The sequence below is a fragment of the Crossiella sp. NPDC003009 genome (assembly GCF_053591555.1).
The window spans coordinates 155,844-179,280 of sequence record NZ_JBSFUA010000006.1 but is presented as its reverse complement, the minus strand read 5'-3'; the positions used below and the strand labels follow the sequence as shown (position 1 = coordinate 179,280).

At 71.8% G+C, this 23,437-nt stretch carries 19 protein-coding genes; 12 read left to right on the top strand and 7 right to left on the bottom strand.

Features of this window, described 5'->3' with window-relative positions; translation table 11 throughout:
* The first annotated feature begins 3 nt into the window (after positions 1-3).
* The gene (locus tag ACWDY5_RS09355) at positions 4-2,913 is read left to right on the top strand and encodes an exo-alpha-sialidase (RefSeq protein WP_449721784.1); all 2,910 of its coding nucleotides are present in this window, start codon (positions 4-6) and stop codon (positions 2,911-2,913) included.
* On the opposite strand, the gene ACWDY5_RS09350 is transcribed toward ACWDY5_RS09355, so the two are convergent.
* The gene (locus ACWDY5_RS09350) at positions 2,910-4,541 is read right to left on the bottom strand and encodes a BTAD domain-containing putative transcriptional regulator (RefSeq protein ID WP_449721783.1); all 1,632 of its coding nucleotides are present in this window, start codon (positions 4,539-4,541) and stop codon (positions 2,910-2,912) included. The genes ACWDY5_RS09355 and ACWDY5_RS09350 overlap by 4 nt on opposite strands.
* Positions 4,542-4,699: 158 nt before the next feature.
* Here ACWDY5_RS09350 and ACWDY5_RS09345 point away from each other — a divergent pair, with 158 nt between their 5' ends.
* A complete protein-coding gene (locus tag ACWDY5_RS09345; RefSeq protein ID WP_449721782.1) occupies positions 4,700-5,440 on the top strand; it encodes an AfsR/SARP family transcriptional regulator in 741 nt (246 codons plus the stop codon).
* Positions 5,441-5,462: 22 nt separating this feature from the next.
* On the opposite strand, the gene ACWDY5_RS09340 is transcribed toward ACWDY5_RS09345, so the two are convergent.
* Both ACWDY5_RS09340 and ACWDY5_RS09335 read right to left on the bottom strand, forming a co-directional pair.
* On the bottom strand, positions 5,463-5,615 hold the full coding sequence (locus ACWDY5_RS09340) for a hypothetical protein (protein WP_449721781.1): 153 nt from the start codon (positions 5,613-5,615) through the stop codon (positions 5,463-5,465).
* Positions 5,616-5,697: 82 nt separating this feature from the next.
* Positions 5,698-7,698, bottom strand: a complete 2,001-nt coding sequence (locus tag ACWDY5_RS09335; protein ID WP_449721780.1) for a beta-galactosidase — start codon at positions 7,696-7,698, stop codon at positions 5,698-5,700.
* 91 nt (positions 7,699-7,789) lie between these two features.
* Here ACWDY5_RS09335 and ACWDY5_RS09330 point away from each other — a divergent pair, with 91 nt between their 5' ends.
* From ACWDY5_RS09330 to ACWDY5_RS09315, 4 genes are all read left to right on the top strand, one after another.
* On the top strand, positions 7,790-8,704 hold the full coding sequence (locus ACWDY5_RS09330) for a dihydrodipicolinate synthase family protein (protein ID WP_449721779.1): 915 nt from the start codon (positions 7,790-7,792) through the stop codon (positions 8,702-8,704).
* Between the two features lie 27 nt (positions 8,705-8,731).
* On the top strand, positions 8,732-9,445 hold the full coding sequence (locus ACWDY5_RS09325) for a FadR/GntR family transcriptional regulator (protein ID WP_449721778.1): 714 nt from the start codon (positions 8,732-8,734) through the stop codon (positions 9,443-9,445).
* Between the two features lie 18 nt (positions 9,446-9,463).
* Entirely contained in the window at positions 9,464-9,892 is a 429-nt protein-coding gene (locus tag ACWDY5_RS09320) for a VOC family protein (protein ID WP_449721777.1), read from the top strand.
* Positions 9,893-9,954: 62 nt separating this feature from the next.
* Positions 9,955-11,229 (top strand): MFS transporter, encoded by a 1,275-nt coding sequence (locus tag ACWDY5_RS09315; RefSeq protein WP_449721776.1) that lies wholly within the window; start codon positions 9,955-9,957, stop codon positions 11,227-11,229.
* On the opposite strand, the gene ACWDY5_RS09310 is transcribed toward ACWDY5_RS09315, so the two are convergent.
* A complete protein-coding gene (locus tag ACWDY5_RS09310) occupies positions 11,172-11,882 on the bottom strand; it encodes a TetR/AcrR family transcriptional regulator (RefSeq protein ID WP_449721775.1) in 711 nt (236 codons plus the stop codon). The two genes, ACWDY5_RS09315 and ACWDY5_RS09310, sit on opposite strands and share 58 nt — an antisense overlap.
* A gap of 82 nt (positions 11,883-11,964) precedes the next feature.
* Here ACWDY5_RS09310 and ACWDY5_RS09305 point away from each other — a divergent pair, with 82 nt between their 5' ends.
* The gene (locus tag ACWDY5_RS09305) at positions 11,965-12,267 is read left to right on the top strand and encodes a DUF1330 domain-containing protein (RefSeq protein ID WP_449721774.1); all 303 of its coding nucleotides are present in this window, start codon (positions 11,965-11,967) and stop codon (positions 12,265-12,267) included.
* 1 nt (position 12,268) lies between these two features.
* Here the strand turns inward: ACWDY5_RS09305 and ACWDY5_RS09300 are convergent, their stop codons facing one another.
* Together ACWDY5_RS09300 and ACWDY5_RS09295 are read right to left on the bottom strand one after the other, a co-directional pair.
* Positions 12,269-12,706, bottom strand: coding sequence for a nitroreductase/quinone reductase family protein (locus ACWDY5_RS09300; RefSeq protein WP_449721773.1), 438 nt, complete (start codon positions 12,704-12,706; stop codon positions 12,269-12,271).
* The gene (locus ACWDY5_RS09295; RefSeq protein WP_449721772.1) at positions 12,703-13,851 is read right to left on the bottom strand and encodes a GDSL-type esterase/lipase family protein; all 1,149 of its coding nucleotides are present in this window, start codon (positions 13,849-13,851) and stop codon (positions 12,703-12,705) included. The genes ACWDY5_RS09300 and ACWDY5_RS09295 overlap by 4 nt, the downstream gene beginning before the upstream one ends.
* A gap of 493 nt (positions 13,852-14,344) precedes the next feature.
* Between ACWDY5_RS09295 and ACWDY5_RS09290 the strand changes: the two genes are divergently transcribed.
* From ACWDY5_RS09290 to ACWDY5_RS09280, 3 genes are all read left to right on the top strand, one after another.
* The gene (locus ACWDY5_RS09290) at positions 14,345-15,031 is read left to right on the top strand and encodes a PAS domain-containing protein (protein WP_449721771.1); all 687 of its coding nucleotides are present in this window, start codon (positions 14,345-14,347) and stop codon (positions 15,029-15,031) included.
* 98 nt (positions 15,032-15,129) lie between these two features.
* Positions 15,130-15,819: a thioesterase II family protein gene (locus tag ACWDY5_RS09285; protein WP_449721770.1), complete on the top strand. Its 690-nt coding sequence runs from the start codon at positions 15,130-15,132 to the stop codon at positions 15,817-15,819.
* Between the two features lie 84 nt (positions 15,820-15,903).
* Positions 15,904-16,110 (top strand): DUF5988 family protein, encoded by a 207-nt coding sequence (locus ACWDY5_RS09280; RefSeq protein WP_252479934.1) that lies wholly within the window; start codon positions 15,904-15,906, stop codon positions 16,108-16,110.
* Between the two features lie 159 nt (positions 16,111-16,269).
* Here ACWDY5_RS09280 and ACWDY5_RS09275 read toward each other — a convergent pair whose 3' ends face one another.
* Positions 16,270-17,301 (bottom strand): GDP-mannose 4,6-dehydratase, encoded by a 1,032-nt coding sequence (locus tag ACWDY5_RS09275; RefSeq protein WP_283659712.1) that lies wholly within the window; start codon positions 17,299-17,301, stop codon positions 16,270-16,272.
* Positions 17,302-17,929: 628 nt separating this feature from the next.
* Between ACWDY5_RS09275 and ACWDY5_RS09270 the strand changes: the two genes are divergently transcribed.
* Both ACWDY5_RS09270 and ACWDY5_RS09265 read left to right on the top strand, forming a co-directional pair.
* Entirely contained in the window at positions 17,930-20,491 is a 2,562-nt protein-coding gene (locus ACWDY5_RS09270) for an AAA family ATPase (RefSeq protein WP_449721769.1), read from the top strand.
* Between the two features lie 3 nt (positions 20,492-20,494).
* Positions 20,495-23,323: an AAA family ATPase gene (locus ACWDY5_RS09265; RefSeq protein ID WP_449721768.1), complete on the top strand. Its 2,829-nt coding sequence runs from the start codon at positions 20,495-20,497 to the stop codon at positions 23,321-23,323.
* The last annotated feature ends 114 nt before the right edge of the window (positions 23,324-23,437 follow it).

Sequence of the window (23,437 nt, the reverse complement as noted above, 5' to 3'; positions counted from 1 at the left end):
GCCGTGCGCGTGACAGCGCTGTTCTCCCTGTTACTCCTGCTCCTGGCCGGACTGACCGCACCGGGCGCGGCCGCGCAACCGGTCGAGCAGGCGGTGTTCAAGGCCGCCAACGAAAACGGCTACCACTGCTTCCGCATCCCGGCGGTGGTGCGCACCGCGCAGGGCTCGCTGCTGGCCTTCGCCGAGGGCCGGGTGCTCAACTGCGGGGACACCGGCGACATCGACGTGGTGCTCAAACGCTCCACCGACGGCGGGCAGACCTGGTCGCCGCTGCGACTGGTCAACGAGGGCAAGGGGGACACCCACGGCAACCCGGTGCCGATCGTGGACCACGACACCGGCCGGATCTTCCTGTTCACCAGCTACAACAAGGGCCGCACCGACGACAAACCCTGTGACGTGCCGTGCAAGCGCACCCCGCACGTGCAGCACAGCGACGACGACGGCCTCACCTGGTCCGCGCCGGTGGAGCTGAGCGCCCAGGTCAAGCTGCCCGCCTGGGACTACTGGTACGCCACCGGCCCCGGCCACGGCATCCAGCTGACCCGCGGCCCGCACAAGGGACGCCTGGTCTTCGGCGTGTGCGGGGAGAGCAGCGACCGCGGCAGCAGCAAGTCGGTGGCCAACGAGGCCGCGCTGGTCTACAGCGACGACCACGGCAAGACCTGGCAGGTCGGCGCGGTGGACAGCATCACGTTCCCGCCCGGCGGGCCGTTCCCGTTGAAACCACAGGAACTCACCGTCACCGAGCTCGCCGACGGCTCGGTCTACGCCGGGGCCCGCGAGCAGGGCGGCAGCGCGGTCGGCAACCACAGCTTCGCGATCAGCAAGGACGGCGGCAACACCTTCAGCCAGCGGTTCCAGGCCATCCCGGACCTGGTCATGCCCACCGTGCAGGGCGCGGTGCTGCGACTGGAACGCACCGGCCGCCCGGACCGGCTGCTGTTCTCCGCACCCGCCGACACCGACCGTCGCCGCTGGATGACCATCCGCTCCTCCTACGACCACGGCCGCAGCTGGGAGAACGCCGAGCAGGGCACCCGGATCACCTCGGACTGGTCCGGCTACTCCGACCTGGTGCAGCTCAGCGATCCGTCCGTGCCCAGCGCCCGGATCGGGCTGCTGTACGAGGGCGGCAAGGTCGACGCCAGGGACGAGATCCGGTTCACCCGCTTCACCGAGGACGACCTCGGCTGGCGCAACCCGCCCGGTCCGGCCACCCCCGACACCTCCCGGATCCACAAGGACGCCAACGCGATCGGCGGTCCCGCGCTGACCTCCGGCCGGTTCGGCAAGGCCCTGGAGCTCGACGGTGCGGACGACTTCCTGCGGGTGCCCTACGACCGGGCCCGGCTGCCCGGCGACGGCGAGCTCACCTTCAGCACCTGGTTCCGCTACGGCGGGACCCAGCGCGAGCAGGTCCTGCTGTGGCTGGGCGGCATGGGGGAGACCGCGCCGCAGCTGTGGCTGCGCGCCGAACCGGCGAACCAGCGGCTGATCGCCCGGATCACCACGCCCAGCGGCAGCAGCTCGGTGGCCACCACCAAGGCCTACGACGACAACCAATGGCACCACGTTGCGCTGCAACGATCGGCGGGGCGGCTGCTGCTCTGGGTGGACGGCGTGCAGGCCGGTTCGGCCGCTGCGGTGGCGGGCTCGGTGACCCAGCGGGTGTCCTTCCAGCTGGTGCTGGGCCAGCGGCTGGACCACAGCCAGCGCTTCGACGGCGCGCTGGACGAGGTCCGGCTGCACACCCGCGCGCTGACCAAGGCCGAACTGGACCGCCTCCGGACCGGCAACGCCGACCTACCGGACGGCCAGGTGCTCCGGCTGCCCCTGGACACCATCCAGCGCACGCCCTGCACCTCGGTGCCCTACAGCTCCGGCACCGAGGGCTACCACACCTTCCGCATCCCGGCGGTGGTGCGGGCCGGTTCCGGCGAGGTGCTGGCCTTCGCCGAGGGCCGGGTGCACTCCGCAGGCGACACCGGCGCGATCCACGTGGTGCTGCGCCGCTCCAGCGACGGTGGCTGCACCTGGGGACCGCTGTCGGTGGTCTCCCGCAACGGCGAGGCCACCGCGGGCAACCCGGCCCCGGTGGTGCTGCCCGGCGGCGAGGTCCTGCTGCTGACCACCCGCAACGGCCCGGTCACCGAACGGGAGATCATGACCGGCGCGGTGTCCCCGGCGGACACCCGGCGGGTGTTCCTCCAGCGCAGCAAGGACAACGGCCGCACCTGGACGCCGGAACGGGAGATCACCTCGACGGCGAAGAAGCCGGACTGGCGCTGGTACGCCACCGGCCCCGGCCACGCGATCACCACCCGGCAGGGCCGGATCGTGGTGCCCGCCAACCACTCCAGCGCGCCACCGCCCGGTTCGGCGGACACCGGGGCCGAGCAGAAGTACCACGGCGGGCACGCCCTGCTCAGCGACGACGGCGGCCGCACCTGGCGGATCGGCTTCACCGAGGACCGCGCCGACACCGGGATCGCGGCCAACGAGACCACCGTCGCCCAGCTGCCGGACGGCCGCCTGTACTTCTCCAGCCGCAACCAGGGCACACTCGCGGGCAGGCTGGACGCGGTCAGCGCCGACGGCGGCCGTACCCTCAGCTCGCCCTACCGTCCACAAAGGACGATCGAGGGGCCCAGGGTGCAAGGCAGCGTGCTGCAGACGGCGGATCCCGGTCTGCTGCTGTACTCCGGACCCGCCGACCCGGCCGCCCGCCGGGCGATGTCAGTCCGGGCCAGCACCGACCAGGGCCGGACCTGGTGGCAGCTGCACCGGGTCTCCGAAGCCCCGGCCGCCTACTCGGACCTGGTGCGGCTCAACGGATCCACCATCGGACTGCTGTACGAGACCGGAGCGCGTGGACCGTACGAGACGATCACCTTCACCCAGCTCGGCTAGGTCCGGTACTCGCGAATCCAGTCCACCTCCATGGTGGCCGGCCGGAACTCGGTGGTCATGGTCGCGTCCAGCTTGATGGTCGGGCGCATCGGCCCCGGCGGCAGCTTGTCCCGCTGCGCGGTGTGGAACCACTTCTCGCCGTTGATGTAGCCGGTGAGCTCGTTCTCGGTCCACTCGACCGCGAAGTGGTTCCACTTCGTCATGTCGACCGCGCGCGACTCGGTGTACCGGTTGTCCTTGGTGTTCTCATCGGCCAGGAAGAAGTGCGCGGTCTGCCGCTCCGGGTCGAACACCTCCAGAAAGACGATCTCGCCGCCCGCCGGGAAGTCTTCCTTGACCGGCCACAGGGTGAGCAGCGGCCGGTAGCAGGCGCAGCCCGGCGGCAGCCGCACCCGCGCCTCCCAGCGGGTGCGGAAGGAACCCTCGTCGCGGCTGATGTATCCGGTGTCGCCGTTGGCGTCGCCGGTGATGGTCAGCACGTCGTCGCGCACGCTGACCCGCTCGGGGATCTTCCTGCCCCGGTTGTGCTGCCCCGGCCGGGGTCCCGCCGCGGTCCAGCCGTCGTCCAGGCCGGTGCGGAACTCCGCGGCGTGCAGCGGCTGGCCCCAGCCGAACCGTTCCGCGGCCGTGACCGGCTCGGCAGAGTTGTCCGGCCACCAGCGGATCGCGGTCACCACGCCCGCGGCCAGCACCGCGGTCAGTGCGAGCGAGGCGGCCACGATCCACCGCGACCGCCGTAGCCGGGACCTGGCAGGCGAGGGTGGTGGCTCGGATGGCTGGGCGGCGGGAGTGGCTGGGGCGGCGGGGCTGGCGGGGCTGGCGGGAGCTTGCGTGGCGGCGGCGGGTCGCTCGGGTGGCGGGGTGGCGGCCTGCCGGTCCGGCGCGGTGGGCGGGTCGGTCACCAGCACCCGCTGGTACGCCTCGCGCAGGGCCGCCCCCGGCTCGATACCCAGCTCGGTCACGATGGCCCGGCGCGCCTCCTGGTAGGCCAGCAGCGCCTCGGCCCGCCTGCCGTCGGCGTCCAGCGCGGCCAGCAGGCGCAGCCAGGTCGGTTCCTTGAGCGGGTCCTCGGTGGTCATCGCGCGCAGCAGGCCGATCGCCTCGCGGTGCCTGCCCGCCGCGACCAGCGCGTCGGCCAGGGTGTGCCGGGCCGACCAGCGCAGCTCGGTCAGCCGGGCCAGCTCGACCCCGGCCGCCTCCACCGCGAGGGACTCGAACGGCTCGCCGCGCCACAGCGCCAGCGCCTCGGTGACCAGCTCGGCGGCCCGCGCCGGGTCCGCGCCGAGCACGGCCTCCGCCTGGCCGATCCGGTCCTCGAAGACCATGGTGTCCAGCTCGGCGCGGGCCACGGTGAGCCGGTAGGCCCCCGGCCGCCGTTCCAGCCGGCCGGCCTGGGTGTCGAACGGGGCGAGCAGCTTGCGCACCTGGCTGGCGTAGGTCTTCACGTTGCCCGCCGCCGACACCGGCGCGCCGGCCGGCCAGATCGTCTCGACCAGCTCGTGGTCGGGCACCCAGCGGTTGGCGTGCAGCAGCAGGGCGGAGAGCATCCGGCGGGGCTTGTCCGCGGCGAACTCCAGCACCCCGTCCGGCCCGTGCACCTCCAGCACCCCGAACACCCTGAACAGCACACCCGCCCCCTCGCTGACCTCGCGGTCAGAGCTTGCCAGACCCGCACCGTGACTACCAGTAGTGCTCCGGACACCTCTGGTGCCCGGCAGAACTCTCCCTGAACGCCTGCTGTACCCCGTCCGCGCAAGGTGAGGGCCCCGATGGAGGAAGGGCCCACATGGACAAGACCGTGCTCCGGCTGTTCGGCCACCTGGAGCTGTGGCACGCGGACCGGCCGCTGCCGCTGCTCTCCGCCCGCCCGCAGACCCTGCTGACCGCGCTGGCGCTCTGGCGCGGCCAATGGTGCCCCACCGACCGCTTGGTAGAGACCCTGTGGGGCGACCGGCCGCCGCCCTCGGCACCGGTCAACCTGCGCGCGTTCGTCTGCCAGTGGCGCAAGCGGCTCGTCCCGCTCGGCGCGTTGAGCATCGACAGCATCCGCGGCGCCTACCGGCTCAACCCCGGCCACGCCATCCTGGACGTCACCGAGTTCGAGACCCTGCTCGCGGCAGGCCACCGGGCGATGGCCGACGGCGACCACGACGCCGCCGCCACCGGGTTGGACACCGCGCTGCGACTGTGGCGGGGCACCCCGTTCAGCTCCCTGGGCATGTGCGCGCTGGCCGAGCAGACCCGGCTGACCGAGCTGCGGGACCGCGGCCGCTCCGCTCTGGTGACCGCGCTGCTGGCCAGGAAGCGCTATCCGGAGGCGGTGGTGGTGCTGCGTCAGTCGGTGGCCGCGCAGCCCTACGACGAGCAGGTGTGGGCGCGGCTGGTGAGCACGCTGGAGCGGGCCGGGCGGCGGGCGGACGCGCTCGCGGCGTACCGGCAGATCAAGGGGCTGCTGTGGGAGGAGCTGCAGATTCCGCCCGGGCGGGAGCTGCAGGCGGCCCGGCAGCGGGTGCTGGCGGTGGCCTGAGGCGCTGCCCGGCCGGCGCGCCTCAGCCAGGTGGCGCAAGGGGGTCCTCGCCGGATCGGCGGAGCCGGTGGGTGCCGGGTTCGAGCAGCGCGGAGTCCTCGGCGAAGGACTCCAGGCCCGGGTAGGCGGTGCCGTCCGGGGCGACCGCGAGCAGCCACCTCCACCAACCGGCCACTGGACCGTCCCTCCCCCAGCGTCAACTCCCCGACCGGTCCAGGGTGGGGCGAGCCGCGGGGCCGATCCAGCCGGTGGCAGCTTCAGGCCAACGGCAGCCGCGCCACCAGCACACCGCGACCGGCGAGCCGTTCCGCTGTGGCGAGCGGCTCGCCGGTCAGGGCGTCCACCGCGCCCTCGGGCACCGGCACGGTCACCTCGGAAGTGTTGTGGTTCAACAGGAACAGCCACCGCTGGTCACCACGGCGCTCGGCTGCCTCCACGCCCGCCGGCAACCCGGCCAGCACCGGTTCGACACCGGCCTCGGCCAGTGCCCGGCCGAGCACCTCCGCCATACCGGCCTCATCCGGCCGGGTGCCCAGGTAGGTCGCCACCCCCGCGCCGAAGGCGTGCCGGGTGATCGCCGGGAGTCCGGCCAGCTCGCCCTCGGCGAAGCGGTCCAGCACCTCCGCGCCCACCGGGGTGATCCACTCCGACCAGATCCGCCCGGTGCCACCGGACTCCAGCGCGATCACACCGTCGGCGGGCAGCGGCCAGAACTCCGCCACGGTGAGACCGAGCAGCTCGCGGAACGGGCCGGGGTAGCCGCCAAGGTGCACCCGGTCCGCGCTGTCCACGATGCCGGAGAAGAAGGACAGCACCAGGTGCCCGCCCGCGCGCACGTACGCCACCAGCCGGGCGGCCACCGGCTCGTCCACCAGGTAGAGGTTGGGCACCACGAGCAGCCGGTAGCGGCTCAGGTCAGCCTGCGTGGACACCACGTCCACCGCGATCCCCGCTGTCCACAGTGGACGGTAGTGGGCCAGGTTGGCGTCCTCGAAGGACAAGTCGGCCGAGGGCAGCGCGCTGCCCTGCACCGCCCAGCCGCTGCACCAGTCCGCCAGCAACGCCACCGAAGCGTCGGTTCCGCTGCCCAGCAACGGTTCCAGCCGGGCCAGCTCCGCGCCGAGCGCGGCGGTCTCCAGGTGCGCGCGGGCGCTCGGGCCGGCGTGCGGCACCATCGCGGAGTGGAAGCGTTCCGCGCCGCCGCGGGACTGCCGCCACTGGAAGTACATCACCGCGTCCGCGCCCCTGGCCACCGCCTGGTAGCTCCACAGCCGCATCTGGCCGGGCGCCTTGGGCGCGTTGCGGGTGCGCCAGTTCACCGCGCTGGGCGCCTGTTCCAGCAGCAGCCACGGTTTCCCGTGCAGCGCGCGCATCCGGTCGTAGGCGAAAGCGGCCTGCGCCACGGTGTCCGGGTCGTGCGGGTCGGGGTAGGAGTCGTAGGAGACCACGTCCAGGTGCGGCGCCCAGGAGGCCACGTCGATCCGGTGCCAGGCACCGACGAAGTTCGTGGTCACCGGCACCCCGGGGGTGACCCGGCGCAGGATCTCCTTCTCCAGCAGGAAACACTCCAGCAGGGCGTGTGAGGAGAACCGCTTGTAGTCCAGCACCTGCGCCGGGTTCGGGAAGGTCGGCGCGGTGCGCGGCGGGCGCACCTCGGCCAGCTCGTGGTAGCGCTGCGACCAGAACGTGGTGGACCAGGCCTCGTTGAGCCCGTCGATGCCCTGGTAGCGCTCGGCCAGCCAGTCGCGGAAGGCCGCGGCCGAAACGTCGCAGAAGCACTCCGGCACGTGGCAGCCGTACTCGTTGTTGACGTGCCACATGGCCAGCGCGGGATGATCGGCGTAGCGGGTGGCCAGCGTCTCCACCAGTCCGGCGGCGTAGGCGCGGTAGACCGGGCTGGACGGGCAGTAGTGCTGCCGCGCGCCGGGGGAGAGCAGGGTGCCGTCCGCGCGGCGGGGCAGCGTCTCCGGGTGCCGGTGCGCCAGCCACGGCGGCGGGGAGGCGGTCATGGTGGCCAGGCAGGCGCCGATCCCGTTGGCGGCCAACCGGTCCAGCACCCGGTCCAGCCAGTCCAGCTGGTACCGGCCAGGCTCCGGCTCGGCCACCGCCCAGCTGAAGATGCCCACCGACACCAGGCTCACCCCGGCCGCGCGCATCAGCGCCATGTCCTCGTCCTGGATCTGCTCCGGCCACTGCTCCGGGTTGTAGTCGGCGCCGAAGGCGAACCGGCCGAGCCGGTCGCGCACCACTGAGCTCACGGGACCTCGCACTGGCTGGACATTGGACATCGGACGTAGGATGTCAGCCGACCGTAGGCCCCACCGGTTCCGCTCCGCAAGGGAGAAGCTCGTGACCCAGCTCCACGGCGGTGTCGTGCCACCCGTGTGCACCCCGCTGACCAGCCAGCGCGACCTGGACGTGCCCTCGCTGGAACGCCTCACCGCCTACCTGCTCGACGCCGGGGTGCACGGGCTGTTCGTCACCGGCTCCACCGGCGAGGTCGCCTACCTGCCCGACCAGCTCCGTCAGCGAGCGCTGGAAGTGGTCGCCGGAGTGGCCGCCGGCCAGGTGCCGGTGCTGGCCGGGATCATCGACACCACCACGCCCCGGGTGCTCGAGCACGCCCGCGCGGCCAAGGCGCTGGGCGCGGACGCGCTGGTGGCCACCGCGCCGTTCTACGCGCCCACCCACCCCAGCGAGTTCCCCGGCCACTTCCGGGCCATCCGGGCCGCGGTCGACCTGCCGCTGCTGGCCTACGACATCCCGGCCTCGGTGGGCAGCAAGCTGCCGGTGGAGGTGGTGGTGGAGCTGGCCGGGGACGGCACCCTGGCCGGGCTCAAGGACTCCAGCGGCGACCTGGACGGCCTGCGCGCGGTGCTGGAGCGCACCGACCGCTCGGTCTTCCACTGCTACTCCGGCTCGGAGACCCTGGCCGACCTCGGACTGTTCCTCGGCGCGCACGGCCTGGTGCCGGGCATCGGCAACCTGGACCCGCACGGCTACGTCCGCCTCTACCACGCGGCCGCTCGCGGCGACTGGGACGCCGCCCGCGCCGAACAGTTGCGGCTGCGCAAGCTGTTCGAGCTGATCCACGTCGGCGGTGCGCGGATGGGCCGCTACTCCTCGGCGATTGGCGCGTTCAAGGAGGGCCTGGCCGCGCTCGGCGTGATCGCCAACCCGGTCACCAGCGAACCGATGATCCCGCTGGACGACACCGAGCGCGCCGCGGTGCGCTCGCACCTGGCCGAGGCCGGTCTGCTCTAAGGTTTGCTGGATGCAGGAGGTCCAATCGTGACGCAGCAGGAGCCCAGGCTGGCCACCCGGATGAACCGGGCGATCCGGGACGAGATCACCGGGCTGATCCTCAGCCGCGGCTTGAAGTCGGGTGACCCGCTGCCCACCGAGACCGAGCTGGTCGAGACCTTCGGGGTGAGCCGCAACTCCGTGCGCGAGGCGCTGAAAGCCTTGCAGGCACTGGACATCGTGGAGATCCGGCACGGCTTCGGCACCTACGTCGGCCGGCTGTCGCTGGACCCGCTGGCCGACGGGCTGACCTTCCGGGTGCTGCACGACATCGGCCGCGACCTGCGCTCGATGGAGGAGATCGTCGAGGTGCGCGAGGCGCTGGAGGGCGTGCTGATCCGCCGGGTGGCCGAGATCATCCCGGCCGCCGACCTGGCCGGGCTGGACGAGGTCACCAAGCGGATGAGCGAGCGGGCCAAGAGCGGGGAGACCTTCGCCGAGCAGGACCGCGAGTTCCACGAGGTGCTCTACCGCTGCCTGGACAACGCGCTGCTGACCCAGCTGCTGCGCGCGTTCTGGGACGTCTTCCACCGGGTCAACCACCGCCTCGGCGTCACCGACCCCAACCCGATGCAGACCGTGCGCAGGCACCGGGCCATCGTGACCGCGCTGCGCAAGCGGGACGCCGACCGCGCGGCGGCCGCGATGACCGAGCACTTCCGCAACCTCGATGTCCGGGTGGCCCAGCTGCGCTCGGGCTGATCGTGGAATGCTGGCGGTATGCCACGCGCCTTCCAGGTGGTCGTCGACTGCCGGCACCCGGACCTGATGGCCGAGTTCTGGGCCTACGCCTTGGACTACCGCGTCCAGGACCCGCCGGACGGCCAGCCCAGCTGGCTGGAGTTCCAGCGGGCCAAGGGTTTCCCGCCCGAGGAGGTGGCCGAGTTCGCCTCGGTGGTCGAACCGGACGGCGACGGCCGGATCTGCTTCCTCGGCGTGCCGGAGGGCAAACAGGGCAAGAACCGGCTGCACCTGGACATCCAGGCCACCGCGCCCGGCGACGACCTGGCTGAGAAGATCGCCAAGGTGGACGCGCTGGTGGCGCGGTTGTGCGCGCGCGGCGGGACGGTGGCGCGCACCGGCCGCGAGCGCGGGCAGTACTTCGTGACCATGGCCGATGTGGAAGGCAACGAGTTCTGCGTGCACTGACGGAAAACCCGCTGGACCGCGCGATCGGCAGGGCCCGCTGGCGGCTGCTGCCGTTCCTGGCGGTGCTGTACTTCGTCAACTACCTGGACCGGGTCAACGTCGGCGTGGCCGCGGTGCGGATGAACGCCGAGCTCGGCTTCAGCAGCACCGTCTTCGGGCTGGGCGCTGGGCTGCTGTTCGTCGGCTACACGCTGTTCGAGCTGCCCAGCAACCAGGTGCTGCGCCGGGTCGGCGCGCGCCGGTGGATCGCGGTGATCACCCTGGGCTGGGGCCTGTGCGCCACCGGCACCGCGTTCATCCAGGACGAGACCGGCTTCTACCTGCTGCGGTTCCTGCTCGGGGTGTGCGAGGCCGGGTTCCTGCCCGGCATGATCCTCTACCTCACCGAGTGGTTCCCCCGGCGCGAGCGCGGCCAGGTCACCGCGCTGTTCATGCTGGCCGTGCCGGTCACCGTGGCCATCGGCACCCCGCTGTCCACACTGCTGATCGAGCTGGCCGGATGGCGGTTCATGCTGCTGGCCGAGGGTCTGCCCGCACTGCTGCTCAGCGCCCTGGTGCTGGTCCTGCTGCCGGACCGCCCGGAGACCGCCCGCTGGCTGCCCGAGGCCGAGGCGACCGCGCTGCGCGCCGCGCTGGAGGCGGACCGGGAGGCGGTGGCCGGGCACGGCCGGAGCTCGCTGCGCGCGGCGCTGCGGGACCGGCGGGTCTACCTCATCGCGCTGGTCGGCTTCGGCATCAGCGGCGGGCTGTACGCGCTGACCTTCTTCCTGCCGCAGATCGTGGCCGGTCTGCGCGGCGATCTTTCCACTGTCCAGATCGGCCTGGTGACCGCCGTGCCCTCGGCCGCGGCGGCGCTGTCGATGTGGTTCTACGCCCGCCACTCCGACCGGACCGGCGAGCGCATCCAGCACATCGCCATCCCGCTGATCCCGGCCGCGCTGGCGCTGGGCCTCGCGCTGTACCTGGACTCGCCGGTGCTGGTCATGCTGGCGATCACGGTTACCACGGTGGGCGCGTTCATCACCCTGCCGGTGTGGTGGCAGCTGCCCGGCGCGTTCCTGACCGGGGCGGCGGCCAGCGGCGGCATCGCGGTGATCGCCTCGCTGGCCAACACCTCCGGCTTCCTCGCCCCTTACCTGACCGGCTGGCTGCGCGACCTGACCGGCGACTACCGGGCCGGGATGCTGGTCATCGCCGGGTTCATGCTGCTCGCGGCGGGCTGCGCGCTGCTGCTCGGCCGGGACGCGGTCTTCCGCGCGGTCACCCCCGGCTCCGCTGCTCAACGAGGAACATCGGCGCCCACCGAGTCGAGCAGGTCGAGCAGGTCGGCCCGGTAGAGCGCGGCCGGATCGGCGGACACCGAACCCAGGTGCCCGAAGACCTCCAGCGTGACCAGTCCGTGCAGCCGACCCCAGACCCGCAGCGCGAGTGAGACCACCGCGGGCGAGACCTCGGGCACGTCCGCCCTGACCTTGGCCGCGTACTCGGCCGGGAACGCCGACCAGTCCACCTGGTCCGCGGCCCTGGGCTGCCCCACCTCGGCGACCAGGCGGTTGAGGCCGGCGCAGATCCGGCGCGCGGCCTGCTCGGCCGGGCCGCCGGGCGGTGGCTGGTAGCCGGGCACCGGGTCGCCGTAGACCAGCCGGAAGCCCGCCGGGTTGGCCACCGCCCAGGCGCGCAGGGCCTCGCCCCAGGCGAGCAGCCGGGCCGCGGGCTCGGTGGCGGGCACCGCGTCCCGCGCGGACTCCAGCGCGCCGGCCAGCGACTCGCTCAAGCCGCCGATCAACGCGGTGACCAGGTCGTCCCTGGTCGGGAAGTAGCTGTAGATGGCCCTGGCGGTCATGCCCATCTCGCGTGCGATGCCGCGCAGCGAGATCGCGCCCGGCCCGCCCTCGGCCATCTGCGCCAGCGCGATGGTGGTGATCTCCCGGATGGTCTCCGCGCGCAGCCGCTCCCGCCGGGTGGGCGGCTGGTCCGTGGTCGTCGGCACCGTTGACACTCTACTGCGTTGCCGTAGTATCCGGTGTGTCAAAGGTACACGCCGTGTAGTAAATGACCACTGGGGAGCAGACATGCCCGCGTACGTGCTGGTGGATGCCGTGCAGCTGGACGAAGAGGGCGCGCTGAAGTACCGCGCCCTGGCCGAACCGTCGATCCACCGCTACGGCGGCCGCTACCTGGTGCAGGGGCAGGTGCCGGAGGTGGCGGTGGGCAGCTGGCCCTCGCCGGAGCGGGTGGTCACGGTGCTGGAGTTCCCGGACATGGCGCGGCTGCGGGAGTGGCACGACTCGCCGGAGTACCGGGAGGCGGTGAAGTTCCGGGAAGGCTCGATCGAGCTGCGGATGCTCTTCGTCGAGGGCAAGCTCGCCGGGTAGCTCAGGCGGGAATGAGGCGGATGACCGCGACCTCGGTCAGGTGCTCGCGGATCACCGAGGCCGGCGCGTCCTTCGGGAACGGCCACATGTTCGCCCCACCTGGCCGGACGTTGCCCAGATAGGTGGCCAGGACTGTGGCACCGATGTCCGTTTCCACCAGCTCCGCGCGATAGGCCCGGCCAGGGTCCTGCTCGATCCGGCACGCACCGGCGGCGAGCAGGTTGGCGGTCCAGTCCCGGCGCCTGCTGGGCGAGCAGACGTAGTACTGCCCGTCCAGCTGGGTCACCGCCAGCGGCACCTCGCGCGGCGTGCCGGTGTGGCGGCCGGGCACGCACAGGACCCGGAGCACGTGCCGGCCCTCGGTGTAGGGCTGCGGCTCGGCCTCGCGGATCTTGGCGATCATCATCGCGTTGCGTTCGCGGTGGGTCGGTTCGGTCACCGTGCTGCTCCGTTGCTCAGCGGGCCGCCGGGGCCGAAGGCCAGGGCGGCGAAGCGGGCCCCGATGCGGCGGTGGGTGGCGGCGTCGGGGTGCAGCCGGTCGGGCAGCGGCAGCTCGGCGAAGTCGGCTTCACCGTAGAGCTCGCGGCCGTCCAGGTAGTGCAGGTTGGCGTCCTCGGCCTGGCGCTGCTCGACGATGCGGGCCAGTTCCTCGCGGATGACGGTGAGCGTCAGCTTGCCGGGCGCGGGTTCGCCGGTGGCGTGGAAGAGGACCTGGCCGGTGCTGAAGTCGGGCATGCCGGGGCCGGGGGTGTGCTCGTGGATCGGGCACAGGATGGGGGAGACCACCAGCAGCGGGGTGTCCGGGTGGCCCTCGCGGATGGTGTCCAGGAAGCCGTGCACCGCGGGGCCGAAGGCGCGCAGCCGCATCAGGTCGGCGTTGACCAGGTTGATGCCCAGCTTCAGGCTGATCACCTCGGCCGGGAGGTCGCGCAGGGTGCGCGCGGTGAACGGGTCCAGCAGGGCGCTGCCGCTGAAGCCCAGGTTGACCAGCTGCACGCCCGCGCTCGCGGCGGCCAGGGCGGGCCAGGTGCCGGTGGGGCTGGCCGCGTTGGAGCCGTTGCTGATCGAGCTGCCGTGGTGCAGCCAGGTGCGGCCCTGTGGTGGCACGGGCTCGATCGGGGCGTTGGTGCGCAGGTCGACCAGCTCGGTCAGCTCGTTGTGCGGCAGCCAGATCTCCACCTGCTTGGCGCGCTCCGGCAGCCCCTCGAAGCGGACCGTGCCTGCCGGACCCTGCTGGGCCTGGCTGGTGCCGGTGGCCAGGTCGATCAGCACGGTGTTGCCGCCGGTGGTGCTGGCCTGCGCGGTCAGCTCGCCGTCGACGAGCAGGTCGTAGACGCCACCGGGCCGCGGTGGCGCGCCTTGGTAGTTCATCGTGGTGCGCAGGGTGTCCAGCTCGATGGCCGTGGCGGTGGTGCGGAAGACCAGGCGGACGCCGGAGGGCTGGGCCTCGGCCATGGCCAGCTGACCGTCGGCGCACTGCGCGCGGGCGCGGGCCGGCAGGCGGTGCGGCCGGAGACCGCGCTCGGTGCGCTCCAGTTCCAGCGCGCCGCGCACCAGGTCCGAGATGATGGGGCGGGTGATCACCAGCCCAGCCTAGGTCGTGTCGACCTAGACCGCGTCCGGAAATCGCCAGGCACCTTAACGACACCGCGGTTATGTCCCTACCTTAAGAATTAGTCAAATCGAGGGGTGACCCGCTCTTGAGGTCCAGTTGAGGTGTTGTGCGGGCGTGGATGACAGGAAATGTAGTACTTCCATTCGCAATCACCGGACAAGGCCGCGTATCCGGCTACTGCGGGTAATTATCGGCTGCGTTCGGTTACAAAACCGGTCGAATTGACCGGTGGTCGCCGGTCCGGCTACCGCCAACTGGCCGCATTGCTCCAGGTCATTGCGGGGGTCCGCACGGTCCGAACCTGCTCTGCCTGCGGACCACAGTGTTAAGACAGGCTGTTGGACTCTCGTTGACATGACTTGGGTGGCCACAGACGATCCATTCCGTAAGGGGCCACCTAGCCGGGTGAACGTGCCAGGCGGGTTTGGATCACAATCTCTCAACGGGAGGACTGATCATCCGATGAGTGCTGACGTGGCGGCGACGGCTTTGCATGAGTCGGTTAGCGGAATGCGGAAGGTTGATGACGCGCAGGAAATAGTCAGGTCTCTCTTCGACCAGTCCGGAATCTGTGTGGCGACGCTGGACTCGTCACTCCGGGTCATCGAAGCCAACGCGAAGCTTCTTCGTCTCTTTGGCAGGTCTGCTGGCGACACCTGTGGGCGAACGTTCGTGGAGCTGCTGCACGCCAGTGTGCGGGAGAGCGTCATGCAGGGGCTCGGCCGGCTGCTCGACGGGCAGAAGACCCGGTTCACCAGCCAGATCGCGGGTCTGCGCAGCGGCGAGCCGGACTTCAGCGGTGAGCTGACCGGGGTGGCCGTGGCAGGCGAGGGCGGCAAGGTGCAGCGCATCATGGTCATCGTGCGCCCGGAGGCCAGCGACCGCAGCGGTCACATGCTGTCATCAAGCCGGAAGCTGCTCACGGACATGGACGCGCGCATTCTGGAAGGCGTGGCGGCCGGGATTTCCACCGTGCAGCTCGCCTCCATGCTCCACCTGAGCCGGGGCGGCGTCGAATACCACGTGACCACGCTGTTGCGCCGGTTGAAGGCGAAGAACCGTCCCGCGCTGGTTTCCAAGGCGTATTCTATGGGCCTGTTCGGGGTGGGTTCGTGGCCACCCCGGGTGCTGCCCAGCTACGTCAAGTGAACATGACGAAGGGATCAACGCCCGTGGCGATAGCCGATACCGAGACGACCCAGTGGATCCGACGGTTCCACCCCTCGGCGGCAAGTAGTACCAGACTGGTGTGCTTACCCCACGCCGGGGGGTCGGCCAGCTTCTACTACCCGGTATCCCAGAAGCTCGCGCCCGCGGTGGACGTGGTCGCGATCCAGTATCCGGGCCGGCAGGACCGGCTGCGCGACCAAGGTATCCCGGATATTGAGAAACTGGCTGACCACATTGCCGAAGAGCTTGCCCGGTTGACGCCCAAACCGACGGTGTTGTTCGGGCACAGCATGGGCGCGGCGATCGGTTTTGAGCTCGCGCTCCGGCTGGAGCGCGCGGGCGCCGGTGCGGTGGAGCTGGTCGCCTCCGGGCGGCGGGCTCCCTCCACCACCCGGCCGGAACGGGTGCACCTGCTTGGCGATGACGCGATCATCGCCGAGATGGCCACCCTCAATGGGACCTCCGGCGCGGTGCTCGCCGATGAGGAGATCCTGCGGATGAGCCTGCCCGCGCTGCGCAACGACTACCGCGCCATCGAGACCTACCGGGCCCCGGCCGACCGTCGGCTGCGCACCCCGATCACCGTGCTGACCGGAGACGCGGACCCGAAGACCACCATGGCCGAGGCGGAGGCATGGCGCGGGCACACCGAGGGCGAGTTCCGGGTCGAGGTGTACCCCGGTGGCCACTTCTTCCTCGCCGAGCACCAGGACGCGGTGCGCGCCCAGCTGACCAGGGCGCTGGCCGCAGGCCGCACGGCGGTGTGACGAAACCCCAGGGCCGCATCCTTTGGCGATTTCCCTAGTGACGAATGTCGCACAATAAAGATAACCCAGAGGAGGCATCGAAAGATGAGCACTCGAATCTTTTTGTCCGGCGGTCCGGTCGAGCAGTCCAGGATTGAGCAGGTCTGGCACGTGGACCGGCTCGACGAGAAAATCAAGGTGGCATTCGGGGCGGGGTACGAGCACTTCGCCTACCATGGCCAGAACCGTCGGATCGGCGAGGAGAACCTGCCGGTCTACACCTGGTGCGGGAGCACGAAGATCGCGGAATGAAGTGATCTGCCGATCAGGGCCGGTACGACCCGCTGTCGTACCGGCCCGGTCGTGTGTCCGAAACCGGACAGCCTTTGTCGTCCGTTGTCCTCCATTCGACCGACATGACAACGGCGCGCCGGCGGAGTGGCTCCGCCGGCGCGCCGGGAGTACTGCGGACTACCAGCCCGCGGCCGGCAGCAGTTCCTCGATCTGGTTGTTCCTGGTGGCCGAGCGGAGATCGGACTCCACCATCATGTTCATCAGTTCGGTGAAGTCCACGCTGGGCTTCCAGCCGAGTTCCACCTGGGCCCGGCTGGCATCCGCGCACAGGGTCTCCACCTCAGCAGGGCGCACCAGCTCGGGGTCGATGACCACGTAGTCGCGCCAGTCCAGGTCCACCGCCTCGAAGGCGATCCGGACCGCGTCCTTCACCGAATGCATCCGGCCGGTGCCGATGACGTAGTCGGTGGGCTCGTCCTGCTGCAGCATCAGGTGCATGGCCCGCACGTAGTCCCCGGCGAAACCCCAGTCGCGCACCGCGTCCAGGTTGCCCAGGCGCAGCTCCTTCTGCAGGCCGAGCTTGATCTGGGCCACCGCGAGGGAGATCTTGCGGGTGACGAACTCGGCGCCGCGGCGGGGCGACTCGTGGTTGAACAGGATGCCGGAGACCCCGTACATGCCGAAGGACTCGCGGTAGTTCTTGGTGATGAAGTGGCCGTAGGCCTTGGCCACGCCGTAGGGGCTGCGCGGGTGGAAGATGGTGGTCTCGCTCTGCGGGGTCTCGGCCACCTTGCCGAACATCTCCGAGGAGGAGGCCTGGTAGAACCGGATCTGGTCGTTGCCGCCGGTCCGGGACTTGTCCAGGCCGCAGACCAGCCGGATCGCCTCCAGCATGCGCAGCGCGCCCATGCCGTTGACCTCGGTGACCAGCTCGGCCTGCTGCCAGGACAGCGGCACGAAGGAGATCGCGCCCAGGTTGTAGACCTCGTCCGGCTGGACCATGTCCACCGCCGAGATCAGGCTGCCCTGGTCGAGCAGGTCCCCGTCCACGAACGACAGGTCCTTGACCAGCCTGCTCACCCGCGACTTGCGCGGGTTGGACTGCCCACGGATCAGGCCCCACACCTGGTATCCCTGCTCCAGCAGGTACTCGGCCAGGTAGGAGCCGTCCTGTCCGGTAACTCCAGTGATCAGCGCTCGCCTACACACGCGGTCTCCTTGATGCGGTCACAAGTGCGGTGTCGCGAGTGGACCATCAGGGTGACTCACCCGCTCTTCGGACTAATGAAACAGTTGCGGCACTTGGAAATGGCTAGATGATGTGGATCTTGTGACGGCCTGGTCAGCCCCGGCGGATGGGGGAGGCACGACCCCCCGGCGTCGGGTTATCGCCGGGGCCGCGCATCCCGGGGAGAGGTGGCCGTCGCAGGCGAGTCTCGGCTGGCCGGGACCGGGAAACTGCTAGGAGTGGGACCGGCTGGGGCCAAAGGATCGTGGAATCGAGGTTTCTGTTCCGCGGCGGCGGGAACGGGCCGCACCGGCCGCGAGCTGGCGGGAACCTGTCATCAGCACGTAACTCCAGGCCTGCCCACTTCGAAACTGGCGCGTTCCTGGATCAAGCGCAGCTCAAATTTTCGGCAAAACCCCAGGACCGGCTTCAATATACTTGATATGGGTCTTTGCTGGTCGTCGCCGGTCATGGAGAGTGCGAACTCCAAACCGTACTAAGGGCAGCGGGTTCGAGGGATGCGGATGTGTCGGCCGCCGATCACGAATAGTGCTCGGAGCTGGGTGGGGCTTGCCTTCTGTCGGTTGCAGAACCCGGATAGGGGTCACCATGAGCCTTGTCCACCTCGTCGTCGAGGACGAGTCAGCAAGTGATACTTCGGCGGTCAGCGTTCTGGATGAGTTGGTTGACGAACTGGAAGCAGGTCAATCGCATATTGTCGGTGTCAGTGGCCCGATAGGTTCGGGTCGCTCGTTCCTGTTGCGGCACGCGGTCACCCGCGCGCGTTCACTGGGACTCGGTGTGACGTTAGCGCCGTGCCCACCGTCGGAGTCGGAGATTCCGTACGCGGTGGTGACCAGGCTGCTCTCCGAGCTGCTCCCGCCGGAGCGGATCGCCGACCTCGCGGTCAGCTGCGAGCGCGCCCCGTGCGCGGCCGGCCTCAACGCGCTGCTGTGCCGCGAGTTCACCGCGCTGGCCGCGGGCAGGCCGCTGCTGGTGGCCGTGGACGACCTGCACTGGGCGGACCGCTGGTCCCGGAACTGGTTCGCCGAGATGGCCGGCCGGGCGCCGGAGACGCCGATCCTGTTGCTGGGCTCGGCGCACGGTCCGCTGGAGCGGGTGGTGGCCACCGTCGCGCCGATCCAGCTGCGGCTGCCGCCGTTCTCCGTGCGGGACATCGCCGACCTGCTGACCAAGGCGACCGGCCACCCGGTGGAGGAGGCGGTGGCGCGGGCGACCGCGCGGGCGGCCATGGGCAGACCGGCGGTGGCGGCCGCGGTGGCCGGGCACTTCGCCGCCACCGGTCAGCCGCTGACCCCGCCCCGGCTGACCGAGGTCTACGAGGTCGCGCGGCGGGACTGGTCGGAGCGGATCGCCAGGGTGGTGCGCACGCTGCCGCTGGACGCGGTGGCCCTGCTGCGCGCGATGGCCGTCGGTGGCCGGGACTTCGGCTTCGAGATGACCGCCGCGCTGGCCCAGCCGCGTTCGGCCGGGGTGCTGGACGCGCTGGAGATCCTGGTCGACGCCGGACTGGTGGTCGGCGGCGGCACACCCCGGCTGGCCTGCCCCTCGGTGGCGGTGGACGCCTTCTCCGGACGGGACGCCGCGGAGCGTGCCGCCTTGAGCATGCGCGCGGCCGAACTGGGGCGCGCGGTCGAAATGGGAGCGCTCACAGTGGCCGAGCTGCTCGGTGGCGTGCCGGTGGCCGGGCGGCAGTGGGTGGGCGAGGTCTTCGCCGAGGCGTCGGAATGCCTGCTCAGGGAGGGCAAGCGGGCCGCGGCGGTGGCGGCCCTGCGGCGCGCCCTGCGCGAGCCGATGGTCGAGGCCACCCGCGCCCGGCTGCTCATCCGGCTGGCCGGCCTTGAGGTGGTGGACCTGCCGGAGGCCAGTGACGGCAGGCTCCGGCAGGTGCTCATCCGGCACACCGGCCTGGACACCTGGAGCCCGGTGGTCGAGGCGGCTGACCTGCTGCTGAGCCGGGGCGACGCGGAGACCACCCGCAGGCTGGTCTCCGACGTGCACCGCGAGGCGGCCGCCACCCGGCAGCGCGACCAGCTGACCCCGCTGGCCGCGCTGGGCTGGCTGGCCCAGGACGAGGCGGGCCCCGACCTGGAGACCCCGGCCGCGGTGCTGCCCGCGCCACCGCCGGTCCCGCGCGACGGGGCCGAGGCCGCGGTGCTGGCCTGGCAGCTGGCCAGCCGGGCCGAGGACCGGCCGAGGGTGCTGGAGCTGGCCAGGACCGCGCTGGCCGAGGACAGCGGCGCGCCATTGATGTGCCGCTTCGCCGCGGCCCGCGCGCTGATGTGCGCCGATGAGTTCGGCGAGGCCTACGCCGGGTACGAGTCGGTGGTGCGGCTGGCCCGCAGGCGCGGCGCACGGGCGGCCGCCGCGCAGGCGCTGCTGGCCCAGGCCGGGCTCGTGCTGCGCCACAGTGGCGAGGCCGAGCACGCGCTGGCCGGGGTGGAGGAGGCCAAGCGGGAGCTGCCGCCGGAGTCCTGGCACCCGGCGTTGGGCTCCCGGCTGACCGCGGCCGAGATCATGGCCAACATCCGGCTCGGCAGGCTGGGCGCGGCCCGGCAGCTGGCCGATCGGCAGTCCGCGCAGCTGGCTGACCGCGGGGTGGGCTGGAGCTTCCTGCTCTTCGCCCGCGCCGAGCTGCTGCTGGTCGGCGGCGAGCCGGAACGGGCGCTGGTGCTCTTCGAGGAGTGCGGCCGGGTGCTGCTCAGCCGGGGCTGGCGCAACCCGGTGCTGCTGCCCTGGCGCTTCGGCGCCTCGCTGGCGCACCAGCTGCTGGGCGCCACCGAGGAGGCGCTGGCGCTGCGCGCGGAGGAGGACGCGGTGCTGGAGCGGTGGGGCGTGGCCGACGCGCTGGCCCTGCCGGGGGAGGGGGCGCTGGCCGCCTTCCGGGCGATCGGGCTGGAGATCCCCGACCTGCCCGCGCAGCCGGCTGAGCAGGCGCCCGCCGCCGATCCGCTGGCCGCGCTGACCCCGGTGGAGCGCGAGGTGGTGCTGCTGGTGCTGGGCGGCAAGGCCAACGGCGAGGTCGCCGCCGAGCTGGGCGTCACCCGGCGCACGGTGGAGCTGCGGCTGACCAAGGTCTACCGGAAGCTGGCCGTGCGCGGGCGGGATGAGCTGCTCGCGCGCCTGGGCGCCGCCGTGAGCAGGTGCTGAGTGATGCTGCGGGAACGCGGGCCGGAGCTGCGGATGCTGCGCGCGGCGGTGCAGGAGGTCGACTCCGGCCGCGGCGCCGTGCTGCACATCGGCGGACCGGCGGGCACCGGCCGCACCGCGCTGGCGCGGGCGCTGGCCGAACTGGCCCAGGCCGAGGGCGCGATGGTGCTCAAGGCCAGCGCGGCGGAGTCCGAACGGGACCTGCCGGTCGGCGTGGTGCGGCAGCTGGTGAACCCACTGGTGTCGCGGGACGGTGATCCGGGGGACACCTCGCACGGCATGCTCTCGGCCATCCTCAACGGCGGGCTGGACCAGGACAGCGAGCTCGGGCCGGGTTCGCTGAGCTGTTTTGTGCACGGGCTGCACGCCACGCTGAAACGGCTCAGCGGCGACCGGACCGTGGTCGCGGTGGTGGACGACCTGCATTGGGTGGACGAGGCCTCGCTGCGCGCGCTGGCCTTCCTGGCCACCCGGCTGCGCGGGGCCAGGCTGCTGCTGGCGGTGACCGCGCCGGACGCGGTGTGCGAGCGGGCGCCGCTGGTGCAGGAGATCCTGGACTCGGCGGAGTACCGGCTGGAGTCGCGGGCCTTCACCCCGGCCACCACCGCCACCCTGGCCGCGCAGCGCTTCGGCGCGGACTGCGACCCCGCCTTCGCCGCGGTCTGCCACGAGGTCACCGGCGGGGTGCCGAAGTCCTTGCTGGCCCTACTGGATCGTGCTGCGGGACAACGGTTGTGGGGTCAGTCGCCGGATGTGCCGCGGATGCGTGAGCTGGCCGGGTCGCTGCGCCGGGAACAGCTGCGCGGCCTGCTGCGCAGGGACCGGGTGGTCTCGGCCTTCGCCACCGCGATGGTGATCCTGGGCGAGCAGGCCACCGATGTGCTGCTGGCCAGGCTCAGCGAGCTGACCCCCGCCGAGTGCCGCACCGCGGAGAGCGTGCTGCGCCGGATGGGCGGTGCGGTGGAGGAGGTGGTGGGCAGGCTGGTGCCCACCCCCGCGCTGACCAAGGTGGTCTCGGAGGTCATCGGCTCCGCGGAGAGCTCCCGGCTGCACCGCGCGGCCGCCGACCACCTGGAGGAGTGCGGGGCCAGCCCGGAGGAGGTGGCCGGGCAGCTGGTCCAGGTGGACGGCATGCACGACCGCAGGGGACTCGACCTGCTCAAGGCGGCCGCGGTCTCCGCGCGCAGGCGCGGCGCGCCGGAGACCGCGGTCCGCTACTTCCGGCGGGCGCTGCTGGACTCGCCGCCGGATGACGGCCGCCGCGCGGAACTGTTGCTGGAGCTGGCCGCCACCGAGCTGGACGCCTGGCCCGCGGCGGCCAAGCAGCACCTGGTGCAGGCCGCGCGGCTGCTGCCGGATGACCGCAGCCGGGCCGAGGCGTTGTCCTGGATGCCGCTGCGGGTCTCCGGCTACGACCCGCAGCTGGCCGAGCTGCTCCGCGAGGTGCGCGGCAAGCTCGGTCCGGAATGCGCTCTCCGCGGGCACGATCGGAACGTGGCGCTGCGGCTGGAAGCCCGCTGGCGGCAGGCCGGGATGACCGACGGCAAACTGCTGGCCTCGGCGGGAAACCGGTTGCGGGAACTGGGTTTTGACGGCAGCCGGGCCTGTCCCGCCGAGCGCGAGCTGCGGGCGGTTTTGCTGGAGGCGGTGACGCTGACCGGGGAGGTGCACTGCGCCGAGGTGGCCAGGATGGCCCGCCAGATCGTCGCGCAGGTGCCGGCCAGCTCGGTGCAGATCAGCTCGTTCATGCAGATCCTGCCCGCGGTGCTGCTGGCCGCGGACCAGGGCGACGCGGCCTCCTCCTGGCTGGAGGCGGTGCTGGCGCACACCCGCAGGCCCGCGCCGCCGGCTTTCCAGTCGCTCGTGCAGGCGCAGCTCGCCTTCACCCTGCTGGGCAGGGGCGAGGTGGCCAGGGCCAAGGAGACCGCGATCAACGCGGTGGACCTGGTCGGCGGGGACACCCAGGAGATGATCGTGACCTCGGCGCTGGCGCTGGGCGCGGTCGCCATGGTCACCCGCGACGTGGAGCTGGCCAAGCGGGCGCTGGAGATCACCGGTTCGGAGACCGACCTGCGGATGTACACGTTGCGGCGCACCATGCGGGGCGCGCTGGCCGAGGCCGCCGGTGACCACGAGGGCGCGCTGGCCCAGGTGCTCGACGGCGGCAACCGGCTGGAGCGCGCGGGCTGGCGCAACCAGGCCGTGCTGCCCTGGCTGTGCCTGGCCGCCGGGCTGCACCACCGGCTCGGGCAGCGGAACGAGGCGGTCGCGCTGGCCGAGGAGCACCTGCGCCGCGCGGTGGCCTGGGGCTCGCCCAACGGGATCGGCCGGGCCAGCCACGTGCTGGGCCTGCTCACCCCCGGCCCGCGCGGGATCGAGCACCTGCGGCAGGCCGCGGAGACCTTCCGGCAGACCGGCAACCGGACCGAGCTGTCCTGGACGCTGCGACGGCTGGGCAAGCGGATGCGCACCACCTCACCGGCCGAAGGCGAGCGGGTGCTGGCGCACGGGATGCGTCTGGCCGAGCAGCTTCTGGAGTCCTCAGGGGCAGAAGAAAGCATCCTGACGAGAACTCGCCAGCGTCCCGACCCGGTGCTCAGCCCAAGCGCGCCGGCCCCGGTTTCGCGGCTGACCAGGACCGAGGCGACGGTGGCCGAGCTGGCCGTGCGCGGGCTGGGCAACCACGAGATCGCGACCCGACTGGAGATCAGCCGCAGGGCCGTGGAGAAGCACCTGACCAGCTCTTATCGCAAGCTGGGCATCGAGCGGCGGGCCCAGCTCGCCGACGCCCTCGGGGTGGCCGCGGGACCCTCCGGCGGACCGGTCGGCTGACCACGAAGGGGACGTCGACGGGGGTGGCGGGATGGCCGGAACCGGCCTCTCGCGGCCCCGTCGGCGACTGGTGTATCCCGCAACACTGGGGAAGTCACTAGACCTGCGCCGGTA